The organism is Corynebacterium sphenisci DSM 44792, from assembly GCF_001941505.1.
Classification (GTDB): domain Bacteria; phylum Actinomycetota; class Actinomycetes; order Mycobacteriales; family Mycobacteriaceae; genus Corynebacterium; species Corynebacterium sphenisci.
In genome coordinates, this window is record NZ_CP009248.1 from 674,193 (window position 1) to 699,179 (window position 24,987).

General features: G+C 72.7%; 20 protein-coding genes and 2 tRNA genes. 12 read left to right on the forward strand and 10 right to left on the reverse strand.

The window, feature by feature from the left end:
* Window positions 1-9: 9 nt before the first annotated feature.
* Together CSPHI_RS03115 and pepN are read right to left on the reverse strand one after the other, a co-directional pair.
* A complete protein-coding gene (locus CSPHI_RS03115) occupies window positions 10-405 on the reverse strand; it encodes a globin (protein ID WP_075691457.1) in 396 nt (131 codons plus the stop codon).
* Between the two features lie 53 nt (window positions 406-458).
* Window positions 459-3,128 (reverse strand): aminopeptidase N, encoded by a 2,670-nt coding sequence (pepN, locus tag CSPHI_RS03120; protein WP_075691458.1) that lies wholly within the window; start codon window positions 3,126-3,128, stop codon window positions 459-461.
* A gap of 101 nt (window positions 3,129-3,229) precedes the next feature.
* Here pepN and CSPHI_RS03125 point away from each other — a divergent pair, with 101 nt between their 5' ends.
* Together CSPHI_RS03125 and CSPHI_RS03130 are read left to right on the forward strand one after the other, a co-directional pair.
* The gene (locus CSPHI_RS03125; RefSeq protein WP_075691459.1) at window positions 3,230-3,748 is read left to right on the forward strand and encodes an SMI1/KNR4 family protein; all 519 of its coding nucleotides are present in this window, start codon (window positions 3,230-3,232) and stop codon (window positions 3,746-3,748) included.
* Window positions 3,749-3,824: 76 nt separating this feature from the next.
* Window positions 3,825-4,445, forward strand: coding sequence for a mycothiol-dependent nitroreductase Rv2466c family protein (locus CSPHI_RS03130; protein WP_075691460.1), 621 nt, complete (start codon window positions 3,825-3,827; stop codon window positions 4,443-4,445).
* 237 nt (window positions 4,446-4,682) lie between these two features.
* On the opposite strand, the gene CSPHI_RS11985 is transcribed toward CSPHI_RS03130, so the two are convergent.
* From CSPHI_RS11985 to CSPHI_RS03150, 3 genes are all read right to left on the reverse strand, one after another.
* A complete protein-coding gene (locus CSPHI_RS11985) occupies window positions 4,683-5,807 on the reverse strand; it encodes a hypothetical protein (protein WP_157118463.1) in 1,125 nt (374 codons plus the stop codon).
* Window positions 5,808-6,039: 232 nt separating this feature from the next.
* Window positions 6,040-7,293, reverse strand: a complete 1,254-nt coding sequence (locus CSPHI_RS03145; RefSeq protein WP_084210206.1) for a TIGR04053 family radical SAM/SPASM domain-containing protein — start codon at window positions 7,291-7,293, stop codon at window positions 6,040-6,042.
* Window positions 7,294-7,354: 61 nt separating this feature from the next.
* Window positions 7,355-8,860, reverse strand: coding sequence for a hypothetical protein (locus CSPHI_RS03150; RefSeq protein ID WP_075691463.1), 1,506 nt, complete (start codon window positions 8,858-8,860; stop codon window positions 7,355-7,357).
* A gap of 180 nt (window positions 8,861-9,040) precedes the next feature.
* Between CSPHI_RS03150 and CSPHI_RS03155 the strand changes: the two genes are divergently transcribed.
* On the forward strand, window positions 9,041-9,514 hold the full coding sequence (locus CSPHI_RS03155; protein ID WP_075691464.1) for a ribose-5-phosphate isomerase: 474 nt from the start codon (window positions 9,041-9,043) through the stop codon (window positions 9,512-9,514).
* Window positions 9,515-9,589: 75 nt separating this feature from the next.
* On the opposite strand, the gene CSPHI_RS03160 is transcribed toward CSPHI_RS03155, so the two are convergent.
* Window positions 9,590-10,954, reverse strand: a complete 1,365-nt coding sequence (locus CSPHI_RS03160) for a sodium/glutamate symporter (RefSeq protein WP_075691465.1) — start codon at window positions 10,952-10,954, stop codon at window positions 9,590-9,592.
* 163 nt (window positions 10,955-11,117) lie between these two features.
* Between CSPHI_RS03160 and CSPHI_RS03165 the strand changes: the two genes are divergently transcribed.
* Together CSPHI_RS03165 and CSPHI_RS03170 are read left to right on the forward strand one after the other, a co-directional pair.
* The gene (locus CSPHI_RS03165) at window positions 11,118-12,539 is read left to right on the forward strand and encodes a glycoside hydrolase family 1 protein (RefSeq protein ID WP_084210207.1); all 1,422 of its coding nucleotides are present in this window, start codon (window positions 11,118-11,120) and stop codon (window positions 12,537-12,539) included.
* Window positions 12,536-13,801, forward strand: coding sequence for an MFS transporter (locus CSPHI_RS03170; RefSeq protein WP_075691466.1), 1,266 nt, complete (start codon window positions 12,536-12,538; stop codon window positions 13,799-13,801). The genes CSPHI_RS03165 and CSPHI_RS03170 overlap by 4 nt, the downstream gene beginning before the upstream one ends.
* A gap of 22 nt (window positions 13,802-13,823) precedes the next feature.
* Here the strand turns inward: CSPHI_RS03170 and CSPHI_RS03175 are convergent, their stop codons facing one another.
* Both CSPHI_RS03175 and CSPHI_RS03180 read right to left on the reverse strand, forming a co-directional pair.
* Window positions 13,824-14,030 (reverse strand): hypothetical protein, encoded by a 207-nt coding sequence (locus CSPHI_RS03175; protein ID WP_075691467.1) that lies wholly within the window; start codon window positions 14,028-14,030, stop codon window positions 13,824-13,826.
* Between the two features lie 74 nt (window positions 14,031-14,104).
* A tRNA-Gly gene (locus tag CSPHI_RS03180) sits at window positions 14,105-14,179 on the reverse strand.
* A gap of 243 nt (window positions 14,180-14,422) precedes the next feature.
* Here CSPHI_RS03180 and CSPHI_RS03185 point away from each other — a divergent pair.
* The 4 genes from CSPHI_RS03185 to CSPHI_RS03200 all read left to right on the forward strand — a co-directional run bounded on the left by CSPHI_RS03185 (window position 14,423) and on the right by CSPHI_RS03200 (window position 17,375).
* A tRNA-Pro gene (locus CSPHI_RS03185) sits at window positions 14,423-14,499 on the forward strand.
* Between the two features lie 71 nt (window positions 14,500-14,570).
* On the forward strand, window positions 14,571-15,956 hold the full coding sequence (tig, locus tag CSPHI_RS03190; RefSeq protein WP_075691468.1) for a trigger factor: 1,386 nt from the start codon (window positions 14,571-14,573) through the stop codon (window positions 15,954-15,956).
* Window positions 15,957-16,106: 150 nt separating this feature from the next.
* Window positions 16,107-16,700: an ATP-dependent Clp protease proteolytic subunit gene (locus CSPHI_RS03195; RefSeq protein WP_075691469.1), complete on the forward strand. Its 594-nt coding sequence runs from the start codon at window positions 16,107-16,109 to the stop codon at window positions 16,698-16,700.
* A gap of 54 nt (window positions 16,701-16,754) precedes the next feature.
* Window positions 16,755-17,375, forward strand: a complete 621-nt coding sequence (locus tag CSPHI_RS03200; protein ID WP_075693676.1) for an ATP-dependent Clp protease proteolytic subunit — start codon at window positions 16,755-16,757, stop codon at window positions 17,373-17,375.
* A gap of 48 nt (window positions 17,376-17,423) precedes the next feature.
* On the opposite strand, the gene CSPHI_RS03205 is transcribed toward CSPHI_RS03200, so the two are convergent.
* A complete protein-coding gene (locus CSPHI_RS03205; RefSeq protein WP_075691470.1) occupies window positions 17,424-18,260 on the reverse strand; it encodes a CHAD domain-containing protein in 837 nt (278 codons plus the stop codon).
* A gap of 228 nt (window positions 18,261-18,488) precedes the next feature.
* Between CSPHI_RS03205 and clpX the strand changes: the two genes are divergently transcribed.
* Window positions 18,489-19,745, forward strand: a complete 1,257-nt coding sequence (clpX, locus tag CSPHI_RS03210; RefSeq protein WP_075691471.1) for an ATP-dependent Clp protease ATP-binding subunit ClpX — start codon at window positions 18,489-18,491, stop codon at window positions 19,743-19,745.
* Window positions 19,746-19,827: 82 nt separating this feature from the next.
* On the opposite strand, the gene CSPHI_RS03215 is transcribed toward clpX, so the two are convergent.
* Window positions 19,828-20,604, reverse strand: a complete 777-nt coding sequence (locus tag CSPHI_RS03215; RefSeq protein WP_075691472.1) for a TetR/AcrR family transcriptional regulator — start codon at window positions 20,602-20,604, stop codon at window positions 19,828-19,830.
* Between the two features lie 404 nt (window positions 20,605-21,008).
* Here CSPHI_RS03215 and CSPHI_RS03220 point away from each other — a divergent pair, with 404 nt between their 5' ends.
* Window positions 21,009-21,992: a malate dehydrogenase gene (locus tag CSPHI_RS03220; protein ID WP_075691473.1), complete on the forward strand. Its 984-nt coding sequence runs from the start codon at window positions 21,009-21,011 to the stop codon at window positions 21,990-21,992.
* 163 nt (window positions 21,993-22,155) lie between these two features.
* The gene (locus CSPHI_RS03225) at window positions 22,156-24,921 is read left to right on the forward strand and encodes a valine--tRNA ligase (RefSeq protein WP_075691474.1); all 2,766 of its coding nucleotides are present in this window, start codon (window positions 22,156-22,158) and stop codon (window positions 24,919-24,921) included.
* Window positions 24,922-24,987 lie beyond the last annotated feature (66 nt).

The following is a 24,987-nucleotide window of genomic DNA, read 5'->3' on the forward strand; positions in this document are numbered from 1 at the left end:
GCCGGCGGCTCAGCCGGGGGTGTTGATCAGCATGTCCGCCACCCGCACCATGTGATCCCAGATCGCGACGCGGGCGGCGTCGTCGAGCTCGGCGGCCGGGATCTCCGACAGGGAGGCGGCCATCAGCTCCAGCCAGCGATCCGCGGCGGCGCCGTCGATGGCGAAGGGGTGGTGCCGCATCCGCAGCCGCGGGTGGCCCCGCTCCCGGGAGTAGGCGTCGGGCCCGCCCCAGTACTGCTCCAGGAACATGCGCAGCCGCGCCTCCGCGCCGGCCATGTCCTCGGCGGGGTACATCGGGCCCAGGATGTCGTCATCGGCCACCCGCCGGTAGAACCCGGCGACGATCCGGTCGAAGACCTCCGGGCCGAGGTGCTCGTAGACGGTGGGCTGGTTGGGGTTCGCCATGGCCCCCAGGGTAGCGGCCGCGGCGGGGCCGGCCCCGCCGCGGCCGCCGCCGGCTACGCCCCGGCGTCGACGGCGCGGGCGGCCAGCGCCCGGCGCACATGATCCCGGCCCTCGGCGAGCACCCGGCGCACCGGCTCCGGGGTGGCCGGGTCGGCCAGCACCGCGTCCGCGGCGGCCACCGCGGACTCCGAGATCTCCCAGGCCGGGTACAGGCCCTCCAGCATGCGCAGCGCGGTGTCCGAGGAGTACGCCGACCACCAGCCGGCCGCGGCGGCGAAGAAGCGGTCCGGGTAGCCCTCGGCGGTGAGCAGCTCGCCCGCCCCCGGGGCGGTGAAGCCCAGGATCAGGTGCCGCAGCGCCAGGTTCGACGGCGCCTCCTCGCCGAGGGCGGTCATCTCCTCCCAGGCGCGGGCCTTCGCCGCGGTGACGGGCACCGCCGCGCGCGCGGCGATCGCCTGCTGCTCGCCGAGTGCGGAGCGGTCCTCCGCCGCCAGGGCGGCGATCTCCGCCTCCGCGGCCTCGGCGTCGCCGAGCGCCCCGGCGGCGACCAGCACCTGCAGCGCCCGCCAGCGCATGTCCTCGTCGACGACCAGGCCGGCCAGGCCCGCCGCCGCCGGCTCCCCGCGGCGGATTGCGGCGAAGGCCTCGGTGAGCGCCGGCCCGGCCTGCGCCGCGGGCAGCTGCGCCGCGGCGTTGACCTGCGCCAGCTGCGCATCCGAGCCGGGTTCGGCGGCCCGGGCCCCGGCGAGCAGGCCCTCGGCGAGCCTCCGGACGCCCTCCTCCCGGGCCCACCGCGGATCGGCGTAGCGGGTCACCGCGGTCACCGCCTGGGCGAGCACCCGCTCCAGTACCGCGATCTGGTCCTCCGCGGCGGCCCCGGCGAGCACCAGGGAGACGAAGTCGCGGGCCCGCATCCGCCCGGAGCGCACCATCTGCCAGGTCGCCGACCAGCACAGGGTGCGCGGCATCGGATCCGCGAAGGCGCCGATCCGGGTCACCGCGGTGGCCAGGGAGCGCTCGTCGAGCTCCAGCATGGTGTAGGTCAGATCATCGTCGTTGACCAGCACCAGGTCCCCGGCTGGGGCGCCGGCCAGCTCCGGGACCTCGGTGGATTCCCCGCGCACGTCGAGCTCCACCCGGCGGATCCGGGTCAGCCGCGCCGCCTCGCCCTCGCCCTCGAGGGCGTAGACGCCCACCGCCACCCGGTGGTCGCGCAGCTCCCCGGCGCCCGGTTCGGCCCCGGTCTGCCGGATCCGGAAGGCGGCGAAGGTGCCGTCGGCGGCCAGCTCGTAGTCCGGGGCCAGGGTGGTCATCCCGGTGGTGGTCAGCCACTGGCCCGCCCAGCCGGAGAGATCCCGGCCGGAGGTCTCGCCCATCGCGGCCAGCAGATCGTCGAAGGTGGCGTTGCCGAAGCGGTGCCGGGCGAAGTGCAGGCGGGCCCCGGCGAGGAAGGCCTCCTCGCCGACGTAGGCGGCCAGCTGCTTGAGCACGCTGGCGCCCTTGGCGTAGGTGATCCCGTCGAAGTTCTGCTCCACGGTCTCGATGTCTCGGGCGTCCGCGGCGATCGGGTGCGTCGTGGGCAGCGCGTCCTGCTGGTAGGCCCAGGACTTCTCCACGTTCGCGAAGGTGGTCCACGCCGTGTCGTACTCGGAGACCGCCGCCTGGGCGGCGCAGGCCGACCAGGTGGCGAAGGACTCGTTGAGCCACAGGTCATCCCACCAGCGCATGGTCACCAGATCCCCGAACCACATATGCGCCATCTCGTGCAGGATGGTCTCGTTGCGCCGCTCGTAGCGGTAGCCGGTGGTGCGGGAGCGGAACACGTACTCGTCGCGGATGGTCACCGCCCCGGCGTTCTCCATCGCGCCCATGTTGTACTCGGGGCAGAAGATCTGGTCGTACTTGCCGAAGGGGTAGGGCTCCCCGAAGTTCGCCGCGTAGAAGTCGAAGCCCTCCTTCGTCTCCCGCAGCAGCCGCTCGGCGTCGAGGTGCTCGGCCAGGGAGCGGCGGCAGAACAGGCCCAGCGGGATCTCCAGCTCGCCGCTGCCGCGGTGCTCGGCGGGGGTCTCCGGATGCGCGGCGACGGTGCCCCGCCAGGTGTCGTGCACCTCGTGCCAGTCGCCGACGCAGAAGGCGATGAGGTAGGTCGACAACGGCACCGGCACCTCGAAGGAGTGCAGCCGGGCCCCGGCGCCGGCGGCGCGCACCTCCGGCGCGGAGTTCGACACCACGGTCCACTTCTCCGGGGCGGTGACCCGCATCGTCCAGGTGGCCTTGAGATCCGGCTGGTCGAAGCAGGCGAACACCCGCTTGGCGTCCGCGGTCTCGAACTGGGTGTACATGTAGGTCTCCCCGTCGGCGGGGTCGGTGAACCGGTGCAGGCCCTGGCCGGTGGTGGTGTAGCGGCAGTCCGCGTCCACGATCAGGGTGTGCCCGCCGGCGGTGAGCCGGAGCGCCAGGCCCGCATCTGAGTCGTAGCCGGCGCGGTCGCCGCCGCAGGCGGCGTCGGTGATATCCGCCCCGTCGAGGGTGACCCCGCGGATGGCGGCGTCGCGCAGGTCGATGAAGGTCTCCCCGGCGGCGCGGGCGGTGAACTCCACCACCGTGGTGGAGCGGAAGGTCGCGCCGCCGTCGGTGAGGTCCAGGGCCACGTCGTAATGGGTCACGTCCAGCAGCTCCGCGCGGGCGCGGGCCTCCTCGCGGGTCAGGTTCACTGAGCTCACCGGTGGTTCTCCTTCGCTGTCGGGGTTCGTCGTCCCACCAGGGTAGGCCCGCGGGGACTATTCCCGTCGCGCCGGGCGCCGCGCGGGGCGATGATGAGGCCATGAGCAGCGACATCGACCGCGCCTGGGCCGTCATCGTCGGCCATCTCGACCCCGCCGGGCCCGCCGAGGCCGCGGAGCTGGACCGGCTCGCCGCGCGGCTGGGCCGGCCGCTGCCGGCCCAGCTGCGCGCCTCCCTGGCCCGGCACGCCGGCTGCCCGGACTGGCCCGGCGGGGAGCTGCTGGACCCCGCGGGGATCCGCGCCGAATGGGGGATCTGGACCGATCTCGCCGCCGAGGGCGTTTTCGCCGACCGCGCCCCCGCGGCCGATGCCGGTGCCGGTCGCGCCTGGTGGGATCCGCGCTGGATCCCGGTGGCCGCCGACGGCGGCGGCAACAGCCTCTGCGTGGACGCGGCCACCGGGCGGCTGCTGGACATGGATCACGAGGTCGGCCCCCGGCTGCTGCCGTACCCGGACTGGGCCGGCTACCTCGCCGACGTCGCCGACCGGCTCGCCGGCGGCCACGGCGCCGGCGCGGCCGGCCGGGCGCGCGCCGCCGGGGGGTCGGTGCCCTGGTAGTCGACGGGCGGGAATGCGCCGGCGGCGGCGGTGGTTGTGCCGGGTGATTCATCCCCCACACGCATTGGAGACCCCCATGGCCGACAAGGTCACCTTCTGGTTCGACGTGTCCTGCCCCTTCGCCTGGATCACCTCCCGCTGGATCCGGGAGGTCGAGCGGGTCCGCGACATCGAGGTCGAATGGCGGCCGATGAGCCTGTCGGTGCTCAACGAGGGCCGGGAGCTGCCCGAGGACTACCGCCGGCTGATGGGCGCCAACTGGGGCCCGGCCCGGGTCTTCGCCGCCGTCGCCGTGGAGGACGGCCTGGACCGGCTGGGCGCGCTCTACACCGAGCTGGGCACCCGCATCCACGACCAGGGCCGCGGCGGCCTGGAGCACATCGACGACTACCCCGGGCTCTTCGCCGAGGCGCTGGCCGCGGCGGGGCTGCCCGCCGAGCGCGCCGCGGCCGCGGGCACGGACGCCTACGACGACCGGCTGCGGGAGTTCCACGCCGAGGCGATGGCCGCGGTCGGCGACGAGGTCGGCACCCCCGTGGTGAAGATGGGCGATACCGCCTTCTTCGGCCCGGTGCTCACCCGGATCCCGCGCGGGGAGGAGGCCGGGCGGGTCTTCGACGGGGCGCTGCTGCTCGCCGGCTACCCGCACTTCTTCGAGCTGAAGCGCTCCCGCACCGAGCGGCCGGAGTTCGACTGAAATCCGGGTTCGCGCCCAGCATAGTCCCGGCAGCTCATTAGCTGTCAGGCGAGCTCAAGGCGGGCCATGGATTCCGGCTCTGGTTAGCTCTGGGTGAATTGGGATCGAATTGGCCATTCGTTGCCCGACAGCTGTCTGACCCCGGTGCTGAACCGATGCCCGGACACAGGATGGCCGGGTTTCTGGTAGGGGTCGGCCAGAGTTGGCACTTAACCTCGCCCTTGGTGTTTGCGGGGGTCACTGACCGGGCTGCCGAGAGAAAGGGGGCTTAAGCCGGTGGCGCGTTATGAAGTACCATGGCACGAACCAGCTTTCCCAAATCAGCAGTACGACACCCACTCCGACGACGCTCAGTAATAGCGCCAGGAGATTGAAGACAATGACCAAGGTGACGAATAGGCCCATCGATCCCCGGCCGCCCTTGGTGAGCGGCTCCGGGTCAACGTCGAAGTGAACGCATATCTTGTGTGCCTGACCGATGGTCATGAAATCCAACCTCGGTGCTCGCTTCTTCGGGAAATGGCGAGCAATCTTACCGCGGACGTAGCCTCGTTGGAACGGAGTAGCCCGCGCTGTTCCATCCGGAGCCAGAAGTCTCTCCCACGGTGTGTCGTCTACGGCAACTGAATGGGCACGGGCTACGGCCGGCGCGGGTGAAGGTTCTGTATTTTGGCGGGGATAGGGCGGATAGATGCCCTCTTCCAAACGTTGTCTGGCGGCAGTGGATATTTCGGGATCATTGGATTCTGCAAGGAGTTCGTCAGCATGTCGGTAGATTTCGGCGATCCGCTCCGGAGTCATCGGTGCCTCCGGTTCGGGGTGGCCGTTAATGAACTCCTCCAGGTCATCTTCCGAGGGGAAGGGCGTCTGGTCCCCGGCGTGCTCAGCCTCCTCCTCCGGTGTCATCCCAGACGCATCTCGGACCTGTTCAAGAGCATCCTCGGGCGTGGGAAGATCAAGCCGAACGGAAGCGTAGAAGTCTTCCTCCCAGTCCCGGCAGGTCCAGATGCGGGCAGCGACTTCCAGATCTTCCAGGAATACGGAATCTATGTACCTGATTAGGTGGGACCACGATAGGTTGTCCTCTATTGGAAGGTCGCCAAGGTTGCCATATATGTCATGCTCGGCGGAAACCGTCCCCAAATCCTCCACGAGTCTGACACGGTCGAAGAAGCTCTTACCGGGGTCCGCCCCGGCATCCACCGCCATATCCCGGAGCTCTTCAAAAGCTCGGGACTCTCCCTCGATATCCTGTCGGTACTTTCCCGGCCCAGTAACTTTCATAACCCTTAGACCTCTCATCTGACCTGCCGGCATAACTAAGGTGAGGTAGTCGGCGGTCCTGTTGCTAGGTCTGACCATACCGGCTTCCGGGCCTGCAGCCGGATGTGCTGCCGAACCAGGCCTAAGAAGATGAGCCAGCTCCGGGTCCCTGTTGCAACAGCAGGGGGCGGATCGAGGGGAGCGGGCCGTGCATCTGGTCTTTCCGCCCCTGCCTCTCCTGGATCGCACGGTCCGGATCACGCGGTTGGCGGTCGTCAACCGGCAGCGGCGGATTCTGGATTGGCGGGACAGGCCGGGAAGCGGTGCCGGGCTACTCCGCGGCCGGGGCCGCGACGGCGGGATCCCCGGCGGCGACGGCATCGGCCCGGTGCTTGGTGACCTCCCGCATCGACTCCGGCACGTAGGCGCAGGTCGGATCCGAGGCCCGGTAGTCGCCGGTGACCGCGAAGGCGGTGGAGCGCGACCCGCCGCAGACGGTGTGGAACTCGCACACCGAGCATTTGCCGTGCCAGTTGTCCGGGTCGCGCAGCTGCCGGAACACCGGGGAGTCGGTGTAGATGTCTTTGAAGTCGCTCTCCTTGACGTTTCCGCAGTGCATCGGCAGGAACCCGTTGGGGTAGACGTCGCCGACATGGTCGATGAAGGCGAAGCCGGAGCCGGAGTTCACCGCCATCGGCGGCCGCGGCCGGCGCGGCTTCGCCGGCTCCTCGCCGAGCAGCCGGGCGGTCTCCGCGGTGAGGTAGTCGTAGAGCTCCCCGCCCCGGTAGGGCTCCTTCCCGGCCTCCCGGGCGGCGCGGCGCTGCAGCACCACCCGCCGGTACTGGGGCGCCTCGGTGGTCTTCACCGCGATCCGGGTGCCCACGTCCGCCAGCCAGTGCAGCACGTCCTCGCGCTGCTGCGGATCCAGGGCGTTGAGGTCGGCGCCGCGGCCGGTGGGCACGAGGAAGAAGACGTACCACATCTTCGCGCCCATCCCAAGCACCGTCTTCAGCAGCGCCGGGGCCTCCCGGATGTTGCCCCGGGTGAGCGTGGAGTTGATCTGCAGCCGGAAACCGGCCTCGTTGATGTGCGGGGCCATCTGCAGGGTCTTGTCGAAGGTGCCGGAGAACCCGCGGAAGGCGTCGTGGGTGGCGGCGGTGGCCCCGTCCAGGGACATCGACATCGCCTTGCCGCCGGCCTCGTGCAGGGCGAAGATCCGCTCCCGGGTGAGCTTCGGGGTCACCGAGGGCGACAGGGAGACGCTCAGGCCCCGGTCGGTGGCGTAGGCTACGAGCTCCTCCAGATCCTCGCGCTCGAAGGGGTCCCCGCCGGTGAAGACCACCAGCGGCTTCGGCCGCTCGTAGGCGGCGAGCTGGTCGATGAGCGTCCTGCCCTCGGCGGTGGTCAGCTGATCCGGGTGCGGCTCATGCTGTGCGTCGGCCCGGCAGTGCTTGCACACCAGGGCGCAGGCGCGGGTGACCTCCCAGATCACGATGAACGGCTTGGTGTTGATGTCGTGGCGGACCGTGCGGACCGCGGGCGCGTGGGACACGCTGGCCCTCCTGGCTGGTTGGGCGTCGGTCATGGGTGCGGCGCCGGCGAATGGCGTCACCCCCGACCGTACCCGCGTACCGGCCCACCCCCGGCTACGGGGCGAAGCTGCCGATCAGCACCAGCCCCACGAAGAACAGGCCGAGGGCGATGAGCGACCACCGGCCGAGATGCCGCGGCGCGGTCTCGGGCGTCGGGTACGGCACCCGCAGCGGCCGGGCGACGAGCTCGTCGTCGGGGCCGAGCATGGCCAGGGAGCGCACCCGGGAGGCCTCCGCCTCCCGCCAGGCGCGGATCCGGCGCCGGTCGCCGGTGCGCAGCCGCAGCAGGATCGCCGGCGGCAGGCCGATGCCGATCCCGGCGAGCGAGGAGCCGATCAGGGTGCCGGCGTTCTCCACCGGGAACCAGCCGGCGAGGAAGACCAGCAGGGCGTGGCCGAGGACGATCCAGAGCAGCGCGTCGACGCCGAGGCCCGGTTCGGCGGGCGCCTCCGGGACGCCCGCGCCGACCCCGCCGGCCGGGCCGGTGGGGGAGAGCGGGGTGGAGCCGTGCGGCGCCGGGGCGGGCGCGGGGGCGGCGGCCAACCAGGGATCCGGCCACGGATCCGGCCAGAGCTCCTCGGCCGCGGTGGCCTCGCCCACCGCCGGCGCCGGTGCCGCCGCGGGGGCGGCCGGGGCCTGCGGGGCCATCGCGGCCGGCGGCTCCGGCTCCGGCTCCGGCTCGGGCACCGGGTCCGGCTCGGCCGCGGCGGCCGGCGGATCGGCGGGTTCGGGTGCCGGGGCGGCGGCCGCCGGCTCCGCGTCATCGGCGGCCAGCCCGGGCAGCGGGCGCAGCCGGGGAATCGGGTAGACGTCCGGTTCCAGATCCTCGGCGGAGAGCTCATGGGCGCGGGCGCATTCCAGGTGCACCTCGGCGGCCAGCGCGGAACCGGTGAGCACCGCTCGGGACACCGGGATCAGCCCCCGGCCCTCGTAGTAGCGCACCGCGGCGAGCATCCGGCCTGCCGAGGTTTTGCCGAGCTCGCCGATCCGGTGGCCGTCCAGGCGCACCTCCACCCCGGTCCACGGGGTGCGGCTGCCGCGGGCCACCGGGTGCAGGCTGACCAGCAGCAGCGCGGGGCCATCGGGGCTGATGTAGCGGCGCAGCCGCCCGAACTGCTCCCCCTCCCCGGTGACCTGGATCTTCGGGCCCTTCGGCAGCAGCGCCCAGGGCCTCTCCGGCGGGGTGTTGCGGGGCACCACGGTGCCCGGGTCGGCGAGGGAGATCCGGGCCACGGCGAGCACGTCCCCGGTGTCCAGCACGGCCCGGGCCACCGGGGTGAACCCGGAGTCGACGATCCGGGTGAGCTCCGCCCAGTGCGCCCGGGCCCGGTCCCCGGGCAGCGTCCCGATCCGGCGGCCCTCCCAGAGCACCTCCACCGCCGGGTCCCCGGCGGCGCCGGGGACCGGGCGCAGCGCGACGCGGCCGCGCAGCCGGCCGCGGTCGTCGCGCTCGCCCTGCACCATGCCGAAGGACATCGCGGCGCGCTCCCGGCGGGTGGAGACCACGTCGACGGTGCCCCGGTTGCCCGGGGCGGTGAGGTCGTATTCGCGGTTGCCCATTGCGCGGCTCCTCGGTCTGCGGCGGCGGGGCGGTCCCGCCACGGCACCCATGATGCCCGCCGGGCGGACGCGGGGGAGGCGGAACGGGGGCGGGGGCGAACGCGGGTTCGGGCCCCGTGCGCGGGAGGGCGCCGGGCGCGGCGGCGGGTGGCCGCGGCGGGGGCCGCTATGCTGGTGCGCATGCGAATCTACCTCGGCGCGGACCATGCCGGTTTCGACATGAAGAACATCATCAAGGCCCATCTGGAGGACGCCGGCCATGAGGTGGTGGACTGCGGCGCCCTGGAGTACGACGCCGCGGACGACTACCCGGCCTACTGCATCGAGGCCGCCTCCCGGACGGTCAACGACCCGGGGTCGCTGGGCATCGTGCTCGGCGGCTCCGGCAACGGCGAGCAGATCGCCGCGAACAAGGTCAAGGGCGCCCGCTGCGCCCTGGCCTGGTCGACGGAGACCGCCAAGCTCGCCCGGGAGCACAACAACGCCCAGCTGATCGGCATCGGCGGCCGGATGCACTCCGAGGAGGAGGCGCTGGCCATCGTGGACGCCTTCGTGGCCCAGCCGTGGAGCAACGAGGAGCGCCACCAGCGCCGGATCGACATCCTCGCCGACTACGAGAAGACCGGGATCGCCCCGGCCCTGCCGGAGGCCTGAGCCGCCCCCGGCCACGGGCACGAGCGCGCCGCCGCCCCGGATGGGGCGGCGGCGCGCTCGCGTTCGGCGCGGCGCCTATTCGCGCGCCGCGGCGGCCTCCTGCGCGGTGGCGGTGTCGCCGACCCACTTGAAGACGAAGGCCATGCCGATGATCACCGCCGCGGCGAGGGTCGCCCCGGCGCCGAACCAGGCGGTCACCCCGGCGAGCACCACGATGGGGGCGAGGATCGCCATCGCGATCTCGAAGGGGGCGAAGCCGACGTAGGCGATGCCGAACTCCTCCATGGTGCCGCTCTTCAGCTTGGGGTCCACGATCTTCAGCAGCGCGATGCCCATCGCCACCGAGGCGGTGGCCCAGCCCCAGCCGAAGATGCCGCGCTCCAGCCAGTCCCGCCGGAACATCGCCGGGGAGAGCAGGAAGAAGACGATGAGGCAGTAGGCCAGGCCCGCGGCGAAGAGGATGAGCAGCGGGGTGATGTACTCGGCGACCACGCTGGGCACGATGGAGGCCACGCCGAAGGCGACCAGGAAGTCGGTGGCCGCCCCGGAGATGGACGAGGACAGCTCCTTGTCCACGTAGTGCGGGGCCTTCACCAGGTGCAGCACGCCGACGGCGGCCAGCCCCAGCACGAAGGCGGCGGCGAAGAGGGGGATGTCCAGCCAGGGCACCGCCTCGGCGACGGCGCCGGTGATCACGTGCGCGGCGAAGACGGTGAGGATGATGACCGCCCCGTGCAGGGCAATCGGCTCGATGGAGGAGGGGTTGGTGGTGGCCCGGCCCACCGAGGGCCGCTGGCCGGGAAGCGAGATGAGCCCGGTGCGCAGGTCCTCGGGGAGCTTGCGGAACTCCGGCAGCTGGCTGGTGCGCCCGGTCACCGAGCCCCATTTGGACAGCGCCAGGCCGCCGATGATGGCGACGATGGTGCCCACCGCGGCGGAGGTGAAGCCCAGGGTCATCGCGGCCTCCGCCCCGGCGTCGGTGAGCGAGGCGCCGACCGCGGCGGCCACCCCGAAACCGCCGACGAAGCCGACCGGCAGCATCATCCCGAACCAGTCCGGGGTGCCGAACAGCGGGGTGAGCAGCAGCACCCCGAAGAGGATGAGCAGGCCCCACTGGCCCATGTACATGCCCACCGAGTAGGACCACATGGTGCGCGCGCCCTTGGCCAGGTGGCCGCCGAACTCCATGCCGTAGGGCAGGGCGCCGAAGACGATGGCGATCAGGATCCCGGCGTAGGTGGACAGCTGGTCGGAGAAGCCGATGATCCCGGCCCCGTGCGGGCCGAGCGCCAGGCCCAGCAGGCCGGCGGTCATCGGGGCGGGGATCATGAGGGTCTGGAAGACCGGGATGAACCGGCGGGCGAGGTTGCCGATGACCAGCAGCAGGGATATCCACCCCACGTCGGTCAACAGGCTGAAGGGCGTGTAGTCGGGCGGCACGTGGTCATCCTTCCGATTGGTGAACGATATATCTCCCACCGTAGGGAACGATGATGAGGGCCGTTCAACCGGGGGGGCGTCTCGTGCGGGCCCGGGCGGGCCGGCGCGGCCGCGCCCGCGGAAAGCGGCCCCGCGCCGGAGCACGGGCGCCTACCATCGCGACATGGATGTTCACCACGGAAAAGCAGGTGCGGGACCGGGGGAGCGGCCCATCCGGGGGTTCCCCGCCCCGCCGGAGCACGAGGTCGACCTCGGCGGCCTGCTCATCGGCACCGCCTCGGCGGCCCTGCAGATCGAGGGCGGCGATCGGGGCAACGACTGGGTGCGCTGGGCGGCCGGGCCGGGCACCATCGCCGACGGCTCCACCCCGCTGCGCGCCACCGACCACTGGCGGCGCTGGCGCCAGGACAATGCGCTGATGGCGGATCTCGGTCTGCGCGCCGCCCGGATCGGCCTGGAGTGGTCCCGGATCCAGCCCGCCCCGGGCCGCGTCGACCACGCCGTGCTGGACCGGTACCGGGAGGAGATCGGCGATCTCGTCGACCGCGGCATCGCGCCCCTGGTCACCCTGCACCATTTCGTCAACCCGATCTGGTTCGCCGACCGCGGCGGGTTCACCGCCGCCGGCTCCGCGGCGGCCTTCGCCGACTACGCCCGGGTCGCGGTGGGGGCGCTGGGCGATCTGGTGACCGACTGGGTCACCGTCAACGAGCCCAACGTCTACGCCACCGCCGCGCACCTCTTCGACGAGGCCCCGCCGGCCCGGCGCTCCTGGCGGGCGACCCTGCGGGTGCTGCGCAACATGGCCATCGCCCATGTCCGCGGCCACCGGCTCATCCACGAACTGCAGGGTGATGCCGCCCGGGTGGGCATCGCCCACCACGCCCGCGCCTTCACCCCGCGCGACTCCGCCAACCCGGTGCACCGGGCCACCGTCCCGGTGGCGCGGCACCTGTTCCAGGGGATCATCGCCGAGGCGGCGCTGGCCGGTCGCTTCCACCCGCTGCTCGGCGGCAACCGCGGCACCGGGGTCGCCCCGGGGAGGTACTACGACTACCTGGGCCTGAACTACTACTCCCGGACCGCGGTGGCGGGCCTGCGCGACGGCACCCTCCCCGGGGTGCCGGTCAACGACCTGGGCTGGGAGGTGCACCCGGCCGGGCTGGTGGACTGCGCCGCGGAGCTGGTGGCGCGCTACGACGCCCCGGTGTGGGTGACCGAGAACGGCACCGCCGACGCCGGCGACCCGGCCGCCGGGGTGGCCGAGCGCTTCCGCCGCCGGTTCATCCTGGACCATCTGCTGGCCATCGCCGGCTCCGGGCTGCCCATCGAGCGCTACTACCACTGGTGCTTCGTGGACAACTGGGAATGGCGGCTCGGCGAGGGCCCCCGCTTCGGCATCGTCGCCCTGGACTACGAGACCCAGCGGCGCCGCCCGCGGCCCTCGGCCCGGCTGCTCGGCGAACTCGCCGCCACCGGCCGGATCACCCCGGATCTGTACCGGCGGCACACCGCCGGGCAGGTCTACCCGATGGCCCCGCCGGCGCCGCCGCGGCGGATCCGCGTCCCCGGGTGGCGTCGATGAGCGCCCCCGCCGCCGGGGCCGCGCGGTTGGACCCGGGGGCTCGCCCGGAGGTCAGCCGCGGCTGGATCACCCGCTACGGGCTGCTCTACCTCGGCCAGAACCTCGCCTGGGCGGCGCCCGCGCAGCTGCTCCTGGCCCGGCAGATCCTGGTCTGGCATCCCGGGGACAAGGAGGCCCGGCTGGCGCTGCTGATGGCCATCGGCGGGGTGGCCTCCCTGGTCGGCCATCCCCTGGCCGGCTGGCTCTCCGACGCCACCGGGGGCCGCCGGGGCCGGCGCGCCCCGTGGATCCTGGTCGGGGCCGCGGTCTCCGCCGGCTGCCTGGCCGCGATGGCCGCCGCACCCGGGTTCTGGGCCCTCACCGCGGCATGGACGGTGTTCCAGCTGTTCATCGCCGCGGCGATCAACTCGGCCCAGGCGGTCGCCCCGGACGGGGTGCCCCGGCACCAGTACGGCACCGTCTCCGGGGTGCTCGGGCTGACCTACACCCTGGGCCTGGTCGCCGGCACCGCCGTGGCCGCGCTGCTGGGCACCGGCCCCGCCTACCTGGTCGCCGCGACGCTGCTGCTGGCGGCCACCGCCCAGTTCCTGCTCGGCTTCCGGGATCCCACCGCGGGGGTCGCCCCGGCCGCCGCGCCGCGGGAGGCGCCGGACCCGGACCCCGACCCGGCGCCGGGGCGGGCCGACCGCCCCGCGGCCGGCTACCGGGACTTCGGCTGGGTCTTCGTGGCCCGCTTCCTGGTCACCACCGGCAATTACGTGGCGCTGTTCTACCTCTTCTACTTCCTCCGGGACCGGATCGGGCTGGCCGACCCGGATGGCGGGGTGCTCGTGCTCACCGGGATCTACGCCGCCTGCGTGGTGGCCACCGCGGTCGCCGCCGGGGTGGTCTCGGACCGTTCCGGGCGCCGCCGCGGCTACGTCGCCGCCTCCTCCGCCGGGGTGGCGGTGGCCTGCGCGGTGATGGCCGCCGCGGGGGATTTCCCCGTGGTGCTGGCCGCGGCGGTGCTGCTGGGGCTGTCCTGGGGCGTGTTCATGGCGGTGGACCAGGCCCTGATCAACGAGGTGCTGCCCTCCGCGGCGCGCCGCGGCCGCGATGTCGGGGTGATGAACCTGGCCGTGGCCGGGCCGAACACCCTGGCCCCGCTGCTCGCCGCGGCGGCGCTGGGCGCCTTCGGCGGCTACCCGGGGCTCTACCTCTTCGCCGGGGCGGTGACCGCCCTCGGCGCGGCGGCGGTGACCCGGGTGCGCGGGGTGCCGTGACGGCGCGGCGGCCCCGGCCCGGTCAGCGCCGGGCGCGGCCGGCGTGCCAGTCGCGCACCTCGGCGGCGCGCCACAGGGTCAGCCCGTGCAGCCGGGCCACCGGCTCCGGGGCCCGGCCCCGGCCGGCGTAGCTGGTGAAGGTGCCGCGGGCGGTGCCGGAGTGCTCGGCGCACTGGGCGGCCGTCCACAGCTCCTCGCCGGTGTCCTGGTCGATGATGCGCGGGTCCATGGCGCCCAGGCTACGGCCGCGGCCGCGGGCACGGGAAAACCCCCGATCCCCGGGGATCCGGGTATCGGGGGCGGTGGAGGGGACGACGGGAATCGAACCCGCGTCTTCAGCTTGGAAGGCTGAGGTATTAGCCACTATACGACGTCCCCGCGCGGTCCCCGGCGCGGCTGGCGCGGCGGAAAACGGCGCCCGCAAGCCTAGCGCACCGCGGGCCCGGCCCGGAAATCCCGGCCGGCCCGGCCGCCCCCGGCGCGGCCGGGCCGGCGGGGCGCGCGGCGGGCGGGGCCGCGCCGATCGCCGCCGGTCGGCGCACGCCGCGGCGGGTGCGGGGGCGCTTAGGGCGGGGCGGTGCTTAACCGCGGCGGCGGGGGCACGTACACTGCCACAAGTCACGGGGTATGGCGCAGCTTGGTAGCGCACCTGCTTTGGGAGCAGGGGGCCGTGGGTTCAAATCCCGCTACCCCGACCAGCAGCACGGGCACTCCCGTGGACTGTGGACCCATCCCCCACTCACCATCAACAAACAGGAGTGTTAAGGCAGTGAAGAGCTCCGTCGAGAAGCAGAGCGAGACCCGAGTCCGGTTGACCGTCGAGGTTCCCTTCGACGAGCTCACCCCGGAGTTCGACCAGGCCTACCAGGCCCTCGCCCAGCAGGTCACCATCCCGGGCTTCCGCAAGGGCAAGGCCCCCGCGAAGCTGCTCGAGGCGCGCATCGGCCGCGGCCCCATCCTGGAGCAGGTCCTCAACGAGATGATCCCCTCCCGCTACGAGGAGGCCGTGCGCGAGCATGAGCTCAAGCCGATCGGCCAGCCGGAGGTGGACATCGCCAAGCTGGAGGACGGCGAGGTGGTGGAGTTCACCGCCGACGTCGACGTCCGGCCCGAGATCGACCTGCCCGACTTCTCCGGGATCTCCGTGGAGGTCGAGCCGGTGGCCGCCGACGAGGACGCGGTGGAGAAGGAGCTCGGCAACCTGCTGGCCCGCTTCGGCTCGCTCACCGGCGTGGACCGCGCCGTCGAGGACGGGGACTTCGTCTCCATCGACCTCTCCGCCACCGTCGACGGGGAGGAGCTGGAGGAGGCCGCCACCGAGGGGCTGTCCTACGAGGTCGGCTCCGGGGAGCTCATCGACGGCCTGGACGAGGCCCTCGTGGGCCTGGCCAAGGACGAGTCCAAGGAGTTCGCCACCACCCTGGTCGCCGGGGAGCACGAGGGCGAGGACGCCCAGGTCACCGTCACCGTGCGCTCGGTGAAGGTGCGCGAGCTGCCCGAGGCCGACGACGACTTCGCGCAGATGGCCTCCGAGTTCGACACCATGGCGGAGCTGCGCGAGGATCTCGCCAAGCAGGTGGAGCAGACCAAGAAGGGCGAGCAGGCCTCCCAGATCCGGGACAAGGTGCTCGCCGCGGCCCTGGAGGCCACCGAGGTGCCGCTGCCGGAGTCCGTGGTCGCCGAGCAGGTCGAGGGCCAGCTGCAGCAGCTGCTCGGCCAGTTCGGCGGGGACGAGGCCACCCTGGACAAGATGCTCCAGGCGCAGGGCACCACCCGCGAGGAGTTCGACGCCGACTCCCGCAAGTCCGCCGAGGAGGCGGTGCGCACCCAGCTCTTCCTCGACGCCCTGGCCGAGAAGGTGGAGCCGCAGGTCTCCCAGCAGGAGCTCACCGACCACATCCTGTTCACCGCGCAGTCCTACGGGATGGACCCGAACCAGTTCATCCAGCAGATCCAGGCCTCCGGCCAGATCGGCAACCTCTTCGCCGACGTGCGCCGCGGCAAGGCGCTGGCGGTGTCCATCCTGGAGGCCACCGTCACCGACACCGAGGGCAACGCCGTCGACGTCGCCGAGTACTTCGGCGAGGCCGAGCCGGAGGAGGCCCCCGAGGCCGAGTCCGAGACCGAGGCCGAGGCCGAGACCGGGGACGAGTAGGCCCGGCCGCCGGCGGGGCGCCCCCGCCGCAACGCCCTCAGCGAACACGGCGCCGGCGGGGAAGCCCCGCCGGCGCCGGTTCGTTACCCTCTAGTGGAAGTGCCCGCCGGCGACCGCGGGCGAGGCGACAAGGAAGGTGGACCCCGAAGCATGAGCGACCAGACCCCCCTCGCGGAGAACTCGGTGTTCGACAAACTGCTCAAGGAGCGGATCCTCTGGTTGGGCGACCAGGTCGACGACGACATCGCCAACCGGCTGTGCGCCCAGATGCTGCTGCTGGCCGCCGAGGACCCGGAGCGCGACATCGCCCTGTACATCAACTCCCCGGGCGGCTCCGTCACCGCGGGCATGGCCATCTACGACACCATGCAGTTCGTGCCCTGCGACGTCGCCACCTACGGGATGGGCCTGGCCGCCTCGATGGGCCAGTTCCTGCTCTCCGCCGGCGCCCGCGGCAAGCGCTACGCGCTGCCGCACGCCCGGATCATGATGCACCAGCCCTCCGCGGGCATCGGCGGCACCGCCTCCGACATCACCATCCAGGCCGAGCAGTTCGCCCTGACCAAGAAGGAGATGGCCCGGCTCATCGCCGAGCACACCGGCCAGCCGCTGGAGCGGATCGAGGCCGACTCCGACCGGGATCGCTGGTTCACCGCCGCCGAGGCCAAGGACTACGGCTTCGTCGACCACGTGGTGACCTCCCTGAAGGACACCGGCGACACCGCCGAGGGGGAGGGGAAGTAGCCGATGCCCGAGGCGAACCGAACCACCGACCACACCATGGAGATGAACCCGGCCATGCAGATGCCCCAGTCGCGCTACGTCCTGCCCTCCTTCGTCGAGCACTCCAGCTTCGGCGCGAAGGAGTCCAACCCGTACAACAAGCTCTTCGAGGAGCGGATCATCTTCCTGGGCTCCCAGGTCGACGACACCGCCGCCAACGACATCATGGCGCAGCTGCTGGTCCTCGAGGGCCTGGACCCGGACCGGGACATCACCATGTACATCAACTCCCCGGGCGGCTCCTTCACCTCCCTGATGGCCATCTACGACACCATGCAGTACGTCCGCCCGGACGTGCAGACGGTGTGCCTGGGCCAGGCCGCCTCCGCGGCGGCGGTGCTGCTCGCCGCCGGCGCCCCGGGCAAGCGCGCCGCGCTGCCCAACGCCCGGGTGCTGATCCACCAGCCCGCCACCCAGGGCATCCAGGGCCAGGTCTCCGACCTGGAGATCCAGGCCAAGGAGATCGAGCGGATGCGCACCCTGATGGAGCGCACCCTCGCCGAGCACACCGGGCAGAGCGCGGAGCGGATCCGCCAGGACACCGACCGGGACAAGATCCTCACCGCCGAGGAGGCCAAGGACTACGGCATCGTGGACCAGGTCTTCGAGTACCGCAAGCTCAACCCGCGCAGCTGAGCCGCACCCGGTCGCCAGGCCTCGACGCGGCCCCGGTGGGGATTCGGGTCAGCTGGAGCCGGCGCCGATCTTCTCGGACTGGCCGCCCACCCTGGTGCCGCCGAGGGTGGGGGAGACCCGGCAGACGTCGCCGTTGGCGTAGGCGGTGCTGCCGTAGATGGCGGCGATGACCCCGCCCTCTCCGGTGTCCACCAGCCGGGAGGTCTGCGCGAGCAGCCCGGCGCCGAGCACGGTGTCGTCCAGATCGGCGATGCCGCCGCGGGCGGTGCTGAGGTTCAGCCAGAGCACCTTCATGTCGGTGCCCTGCACCACGGGCACCAGCTGGTCGGAGCCGACGAAGATGTGGAAGAAGGCGTGCCCGGCGGGGATGTAGGGCGCGATCAGGTTGCCCTTGCCGAGGATTGGCCCGGCCCCGAAGTTCGGCCCGGGCTGCACGGTGGCCTTCGCCACGGTGCCCGGCGCATCGCCCACCCCGCAGCCGGCGGTGGCGGCGGGGAACCAGAAGTCGGATTTCTCGGTGCGGTCGCCGAATTCCGCGGTGCGCTCGGGCTCGGGCTGCTCGGCGAAGGGGCCGGCCGGGTCGGCGGCGTCGGAGCCGTAGTCGGCGGTGAGCTTCTCGGTGCGCGGGGACCGGGCCTGCTCCAGCAGCTCGCGCAGCGCGGCCTCGGCGCGGGCGCCGAGCGCCCCGACGAGGCGCTCCAGGTCCTCCAGCGGGATCCCGCCGGGGGCGGCCATGGCCTCCGGCAGCAGCTCCTCGATGATCGCCGCGGAGCCGGCGGCGTCCGGTGCGGCCGGCGCCGCGGGCGCGGCGGCGGCGGGCGGGGCGAGCAGGGCGGTCGCGGCGAGGGCGGCGATGGCCGCGCGGCGGCCCCGATGGCGGATCATGGTCGTCGTTCCTTTCGCCCGCCGGGGAGGCCGATGGCGCCCCCGGCTGTGATGGATGTGACTGATGGTGCCTATGTTACTGGTGGTGCGGCATCGGGGCGAGGCCCCGGCGCCGCCGGGCACCCCCGCGGGCCACGCCGGAGGCCCCCGCGGTCGGCGCCGCGCGCCCGGGCTCGCGGTAGGGTTGTGGGGTCAACCGTCGCCGAGGCACGAGGAAGTGGTCGCCCTATGGCGCGCATGCAGGAAAGCTCCGATCTCCTGAAATGCTCCTTCTGCGGCAAAACCCAGAAGCAGGTCAAGAAGCTCATCGCGGGACCGGGGGTCTACATCTGCGATGAGTGCATCGAGCTGTGCAACGAGATCATCGAGGAGGAGCTCAGCGCCGCCGGGGCCGAGGCCGAGGCCGAGGACCGGCTGCCCCGCCCCTCCGAGATCCGGGACTTCCTGGACCAGTACGTCATCGGGCAGGACGCCGCCAAGCGCACCCTCGCGGTGGCGGTCTACAACCACTACAAGCGGATCAACGCCGGGGAGGCCGCCGGCGACGACGTGGAGCTGGCCAAGTCCAACATCCTGCTGCTCGGCCCCACCGGCTGCGGCAAGACCTACCTGGCGCAGACCCTGGCCCGCAAACTCGACGTGCCCTTCGCGATCGCGGACGCGACCAGCCTCACCGAGGCCGGCTACGTCGGCGAGGACGTGGAGAACATCCTGCTCAAGCTGCTGCAGGCCGCCGACTTCGACGTCGCCCGGGCCCAGCGCGGGATCATCTACGTCGACGAGGTGGACAAGATCTCCCGCAAATCGGAGAACCCCTCCATCACCCGGGACGTCTCCGGGGAGGGCGTGCAGCAGGCGCTGCTGAAGATCCTGGAGGGCACCGTGGCCTCGGTGCCGCCGCAGGGCGGGCGCAAGCACCCCAACCAGGAGTTCATCCAGTTCGACACCTCCAACGTGCTCTTCATCGTCGCCGGGGCCTTCGCCGGCCTGGAGAAGGTGATCCAGGAGCGGGTGGGCCGCAAGGGCCTGGGCTTCGGCGCCGAGGTGCGCCCCGTCGACGCCGCCGAGGCCGATCCCTTCGGCCAGGTGCTGCCCGAGGACCTGATCCGCTTCGGCATCATCCCCGAGTTCATCGGCCGGCTGCCGGTGCTCGCCTCGGTGACCAACCTCGACGAGGCTGACCTGGTGCGCGTGCTCACCGAGCCGAAGAACTCCCTGGTCAAGCAGTACCAGCGGCTGTTCGCCATGGACGGGGTGGAGCTGTCCATCGACGAGGAGGCGCTGCACGCCATCGCGGAGAAGGCGATCGCGCGCAACACCGGCGCCCGCGGGCTGCGCGGGATCATGGAGGAGATCCTCATGCCGGTGATGTTCGAGGTGCCCGAGCGCGATGACGTCACCGCGGTGCGGATCGGCGCCGCCTGCGTCGCCGGGGAGGCCGAACCGGAGCTCATCACCGCCGAGGCGGGGGAGCGCTCCGCCTAGGCCCCGGCCGCCGGGTAGACGCCGACGCCGCCCGCCCCCTCCCGGGGCGGGCGGCGTCGGCGTAGTGCGCCGGGCGGGCCGGCTACTCCTCGTAGATGTCGGCGTAGTCGGGGGTGACCTCCTCGTCGACGAGGGCGGTGTCATCGTCGCCGTAGACCTCGTCGGCGAGCTTGACGTCCATCTTCGCCTCCGTCGGCGCCGGCTCCACCCCGGTGTAGGAGTTGCCCCCCGAACCGCCCGTGGAGGAGGTGAGGAAGCCGATGATGGTGTCCGTGACCAGGGCCTTGGTGTTCTCCCGGAGCGCCTCGTCGGTGAGCCGCATCGCGTAGATGCCGTGGAAGGCCGGGTCGCCCAGGGTGGGGAAGCAGCCCATGGAGGCCATGATGAAGTGGATGTCCAGGGCGGAGACGTCGGTGCGGAAGGCCCCCAGATCCCGGCCCAGCAGCAGGATCCGGTCGTACTCCTGCACCGCCGGGTGCTGGGCGACCAGCCCGCCGGATTCGCCCGGGGGCAGCACCGGGTGCAGGTTCTCCGCGGTGATGAGGCGGATCGAGTCCGGGGAGGAGAAGTAGGCGTCGAAGACCCGGCCGAGCACCTCCCGCATCGCCACCACCGGCACATCCGAGGTGGGCCGCAGCTCCTCGTTGGTCAGGTGCAGCCGGCTCAGCCCGTAGCGCAGGGTCTCCCGGTAGACGCCGGTCTTGTCCCCGTAGTGGTAGGTCAGCTGCCGTTTGGTGACCCCGGCCGCGGCCGCGATCTCGTCCATGCGGGTGTCCGCGAAGCCCTTCCGGACGAAGAGCTTCAGGGCGGCCTGGAGCACCTCCCGGTCCGGGATCTCCTCGTGTCCGGCGGGTTTCATGCGCCCTCCTCGTGACTGGCTGGGTCGGAATCAGCGCCCGTCGCGGCGGTGGTGCGCGGGCGCTGGGTGGACGACGGCGTCGTTCAGGGCAATGGTAGCCCCGTTGCCCGCCGGAACCGCGGGAGTTCACCCCCGGCCCCCACCGGGCCCGGGACCGCCCCACGTGCGCCCGCGCAGGTCAGCGGGGAAATCCACCGGTATTCCGACATTCACCGTCGACAACAGGGTAACGCCGTTTCGGGCGGGGCGGGGGTGGTGCGCGTGGCTTTGCCCGCACCAGGGGGGTGGTCGGCGGGCGCACCCCGGATCACCTGGGGTTTCCCCGGACGGGCCGGTTCTGCGCGGGCGCCGCCGGCCCACTATCGTGGTCGGTGCACTACCCGCAAGTCCCCGAAAGGACCCCCATGACGCAGTCCCCCGTGAAGGTCGCCGTCACCGGCGCCGCCGGCCAGATCTCCTACTCCCTGCTGTTCCGACTGGCGCACGGGGACGTCTTCGGCCCCGACGTGCCCGTCGAGCTGAACCTGCTGGAGATCCCCGCCGCCGTGCACGCCGCGGAGGGCGTCGCCATGGAGCTGGACGACTCCGCCTTCCCGCTGCTCGCCGGGGTGAACATCACCGACGACGCCAACGTCGCCTTCGACGGCGTCTCCGCGGCCTTCCTGGTCGGCGCGAAGCCGCGCGGCAAGGGCGAGGAGCGCTCCGCGCTGCTGGCCTCCAACGGCAGGATCTTCGGCCCCCAGGGCGAGGCCCTCAACGCGCACGCCGCCGAGGACGTCCGGGTGCTCATCATCGGCAACCCGGCGAACACGAACACCCTGATCACCCGCCGGCACGCCCCGGACATCCCCGCCGACCGGTTCACCGCGATGATGCGCCTGGACCACAACCGGTCCCTGTCCCAGCTGGCCGCCAAGCTCGGCCGGCGCAGCGCGGACATCCGCCGGATGACCGTGTGGGGCAACCACTCCGCCACCCAGTTCCCGGACGTCGGCTACGCCACCGTCGGCGGGGAGCGGGTCGCCGACCTGGTCGACGACGCCTGGGTCGAGGAGGAGTTCATCCCCCGGGTCGCCAAGCGCGGCGCCGAGATCATCGAGGTGCGCGGCAAGTCCTCCGCCGCCTCCGCCGCCTCCGCCGGCATCGACCACATGCGCGACTGGGTGCACGGCACCGCCGAGGGCGACTGGGTCTCCGTGGCGCTGCCCTCCGACGGCTCCTACGGGGTCGACGAGGGCCTGGTCTGCGGCTTCCCCTGCATCGCCCGGGACGGCGCCTGGGAGATCGTCGAGGGCCTGGAGCTCACCGCGGCGCAGCGCGCCCGGATCGACGCCAACGTCGCCGAACTGCGCGAGGAGCGCGACGCCGTCGCCGACCTGATCGGCTGACCCCGCCGCGGGGCCCCGGAACCCCCGCCCGCCGCGCCCCGCGCGCGGCGGGCTCGCCGCAGCCGGGCCCCGATCCGCCCGCGGCCCCGGCCCGGGCGGGGCACCGCCGCCGGCGCGCGGCCCCGGCCCCGGGGGCGCCCGGGCACCCTCTACACTGTGCCTCGTGACGAACACCAGCAGCGAAGCCCCCCGCCGACCCGACCAGCCCGCCGAGGCCGCCGACCGCGCCGCGCGGCTGCCGCGGAGCTGGAACCCCGCCGAGGTGGAGGACCGGCTCTACCGGGGCTGGGTCGACGCCGGGTACTTCACCGCCGACCCCGCCTCCGACAAGCCCGGCTACTCCATCGTGCTGCCCCCGCCGAACGTCACCGGCCAGCTGCACATGGGCCACGCCCTGGACCACACCCTGATGGACGCCCTGGCCCGCCGCAAGCGGATGCAGGGCTACGAGGTGCTGTGGCTGCCCGGCATGGACCACGCCGGCATCGCCACCCAGACCAAGGTGGAGGCGCTGCTGAAGGAGACCGAGGGCCGGGACCGCTTCGACTACGGCCGGGAGGAGTTCGTCTCCCGGGTGTGGGAGTGGAAGCGCGACTACGGCGGCCGGATCGGCGGCCAGATGCGCGCCATCGGCGACTCCCTGGACTGGTCCCGGGAGCGCTTCACCCTCGACGAGGGCCTCTCCCGGGCCGTGGCCACCATCTTCAAGGAGCTCTACGACCGGGGCCTCATCTACCGCGCGAAGCGGATGGTGAACTGGTCGCCGGTGCTGCAGACCGCCATCTCCGATATCGAGGTCAAGTACGAGGACGTCCCCGGCGAGCTGGTCAGCTTCCGCTACGGCGAGGGCGCGGACGCCATCGTGGTGGCCACCACCCGGGTGGAGACCATGCTCGGCGACGTCGCCGTCGCGGTGCACCCCGACGACGACCGCTACCGGCACCTGGTCGGGCGCACCCTGGCGCACCCCTTCCGCGAGGACCTCAGCCTCACCATCATCGCCGACGACTACGTGGACCCGGAGTTCGGCACCGGCGCGGTGAAGATCACCCCGGCGCACGACCCCAACGACTTCGCCATGGGCACCCGGCACGGCCTGGACATGCCGGAGGTGATCAACGCCGTCGGCGTGATCGAGGGCACCGGCACCCGCTTCGACGGCATGGACCGCTTCGCGGCCCGGGAGGCGATCCGGGAGGCGCTGCGCGAGCAGGGCCGGATCGTCGAGGAGGTGCGCCCCTACGTGCACTCGGTGGGCCACTCCGAGCGCACCAAGGAGGCCATCGAACCGCGGCTGAGCGAGCAGTGGTTCGTCAAGGTCGCCGACCTCGCCCGGATGTCCGGGGACGCGGTGCGGCACGGGGACACCGTGATCCACCCGGCCAGCCAGGAGCCGCGCTGGTTCGACTGGGTCGACGACATGCACGACTGGTGCATCTCCCGGCAGCTGTGGTGGGGCCACCGGATCCCCATCTGGTACGGCCCCGCCGGCGAGGTGGTCTGCGTCGGCCCCGACGAGGAGCCGCCGGCCGGGGAGGGCTGGACCCAGGACCCGGACGTGCTGGACACCTGGTTCTCCTCCGCGCTGTGGCCCTTCTCCACCATGGGCTGGCCGGAGGCCACCCCGGAGCTGGCGAAGTTCTACCCCACCTCGGTGCTGGTCACCGGCTACGACATCCTCTTCTTCTGGGTGGCCCGGATGATGATGTTCGCCACCTTCGCCGCCACCCTGCCGGACTCGCCCCTCGGCGCCGGCGCCGGGGGCCGGCCCCAGGTGCCCTTCACCGACGTGTTCCTGCACGGGCTGGTCCGCGACGAGCACGGCCGGAAGATGTCGAAGTCCCTGGGCAACGGGATCGACCCGCTGGACTGGGTGCGCGACTACGGCGCGGACGCGCTGCGCTTCACCCTGGCCCGCGGCGCCAACCCGGGCGCGGACCTGCCGGTGGGCGATGACGCCGCCCAGGCCAGCCGCAACTTCGCCACCAAGCTGTTCAACGCCACCCGCTTCGCGCTGCTCAACGGCGCCGAGGTCGCCGAGCTGCCGGATCGGGAGGCGCTCACCGACGCCGACCGGTGGATCCTGGACCGGCTGGAGCAGGTCCGCGGCACCGTCGACGCCGCCTACGACGCCTACGAGTTCGCCAAGGCCAATGAGGCGCTCTACCACTTCGCCTGGGACGAGTTCTGCGACTGGTACCTGGAGATGGCCAAGGTGGACTTCCCCCGGCTGGCGGAGGGCGAGGAGCCCACCGCGGCGCAGGCGGCGCGGATGGCGGCCACCCGGGCGGTGCTCGGCCGGGTGCTCGACGTGCTGCTGCGGCTGCTGCACCCGACCATGCCCTTCGTCACCGAGGTGCTGTGGACCGCGCTCACCGCCGGCGCCGGCCTGGGCGACACCCTGGTCACCGCGGCCTGGCCCGCCCCGGGGGCGGCCGCGGCCGCCGGGGAGGCCGACGCCGACGCCGCCCGCCGCATGGACGACGTGATGAAGCTGGTCACCGAGGTGCGCCGGTTCCGCTCCGACCAGGGCGTGAAACCCGGCCAGCGGGTGCCCGCCCGGATGGGCCTGGCCGCGGCGGATCTCGCCGCCCAGGAGCCGGCGGTGCGCTCCCTGGTGCGCCTGGAGGCCCCGGGGGAGGACTTCACCGCCACCGCCAGCATCGAGGTGCGGCTGTCCCGGGCCACCATCACCGTGGAACTGGACACCTCCGACGCGGTGGATCTCGCCGCGGAGCGCAAGCGCCTGGAGAAGGATCTGCGCGCCGCGGAGAAGGAGCTCGCCGGCACCGGCGGGAAGCTCGGCAACGAGGCCTTCCTGGCCAAGGCCCCGGAGCAGGTGGTGGCGAAGATCCGGGCCCGGCACGCGGTCGCCGAGGAGGAGATCGCCCGGCTCACCGCCCGGCTGGAGGGGCTGCCGGAGGCATGAGCGGGCAGGAGCAGCCGCGCCGGGAGGACCCGGCCGCCGGGGCCGATGACGGCCTGTTCGAGGTGA

Bases quoted from the DNA above. Each gene is read 5' to 3' on its own strand.
- CSPHI_RS03220 (WP_075691473.1), top strand. From the start codon at position 21,009: ATGACGCAGTCCCCCGTGAAGGTCGCCGTCACCGGCGCCGCCGGCCAG.
- CSPHI_RS03150 (WP_075691463.1), bottom strand. From the start codon at position 8,860: ATGGGCAACCGCGAATACGACCTCACCGCCCCGGGCAACCGGGGCACC.
- CSPHI_RS03200 (WP_075693676.1), top strand. From the start codon at position 16,755: ATGCAGATGCCCCAGTCGCGCTACGTCCTGCCCTCCTTCGTCGAGCAC.
- CSPHI_RS03170 (WP_075691466.1), top strand. From the start codon at position 12,536: ATGAGCGCCCCCGCCGCCGGGGCCGCGCGGTTGGACCCGGGGGCTCGC.
- CSPHI_RS03165 (WP_084210207.1), top strand. From the start codon at position 11,118: ATGGATGTTCACCACGGAAAAGCAGGTGCGGGACCGGGGGAGCGGCCC.
- CSPHI_RS03125 (WP_075691459.1), top strand. From the start codon at position 3,230: ATGAGCAGCGACATCGACCGCGCCTGGGCCGTCATCGTCGGCCATCTC.
- CSPHI_RS03155 (WP_075691464.1), top strand. From the start codon at position 9,041: ATGCGAATCTACCTCGGCGCGGACCATGCCGGTTTCGACATGAAGAAC.
- CSPHI_RS03115 (WP_075691457.1), bottom strand. From the start codon at position 405: ATGGCGAACCCCAACCAGCCCACCGTCTACGAGCACCTCGGCCCGGAG.
- CSPHI_RS03175 (WP_075691467.1), bottom strand. From the start codon at position 14,030: ATGGACCCGCGCATCATCGACCAGGACACCGGCGAGGAGCTGTGGACG.
- CSPHI_RS03205 (WP_075691470.1), bottom strand. From the start codon at position 18,260: ATGATCCGCCATCGGGGCCGCCGCGCGGCCATCGCCGCCCTCGCCGCG.
- CSPHI_RS11985 (WP_157118463.1), bottom strand. From the start codon at position 5,807: ATGGTCAGACCTAGCAACAGGACCGCCGACTACCTCACCTTAGTTATG.
- CSPHI_RS03195 (WP_075691469.1), top strand. From the start codon at position 16,107: ATGAGCGACCAGACCCCCCTCGCGGAGAACTCGGTGTTCGACAAACTG.
- CSPHI_RS03215 (WP_075691472.1), bottom strand. From the start codon at position 20,604: ATGAAACCCGCCGGACACGAGGAGATCCCGGACCGGGAGGTGCTCCAG.
- clpX (WP_075691471.1), top strand. From the start codon at position 18,489: ATGGCGCGCATGCAGGAAAGCTCCGATCTCCTGAAATGCTCCTTCTGC.
- CSPHI_RS03145 (WP_084210206.1), bottom strand. From the start codon at position 7,293: ATGACCGACGCCCAACCAGCCAGGAGGGCCAGCGTGTCCCACGCGCCC.
- CSPHI_RS03130 (WP_075691460.1), top strand. From the start codon at position 3,825: ATGGCCGACAAGGTCACCTTCTGGTTCGACGTGTCCTGCCCCTTCGCC.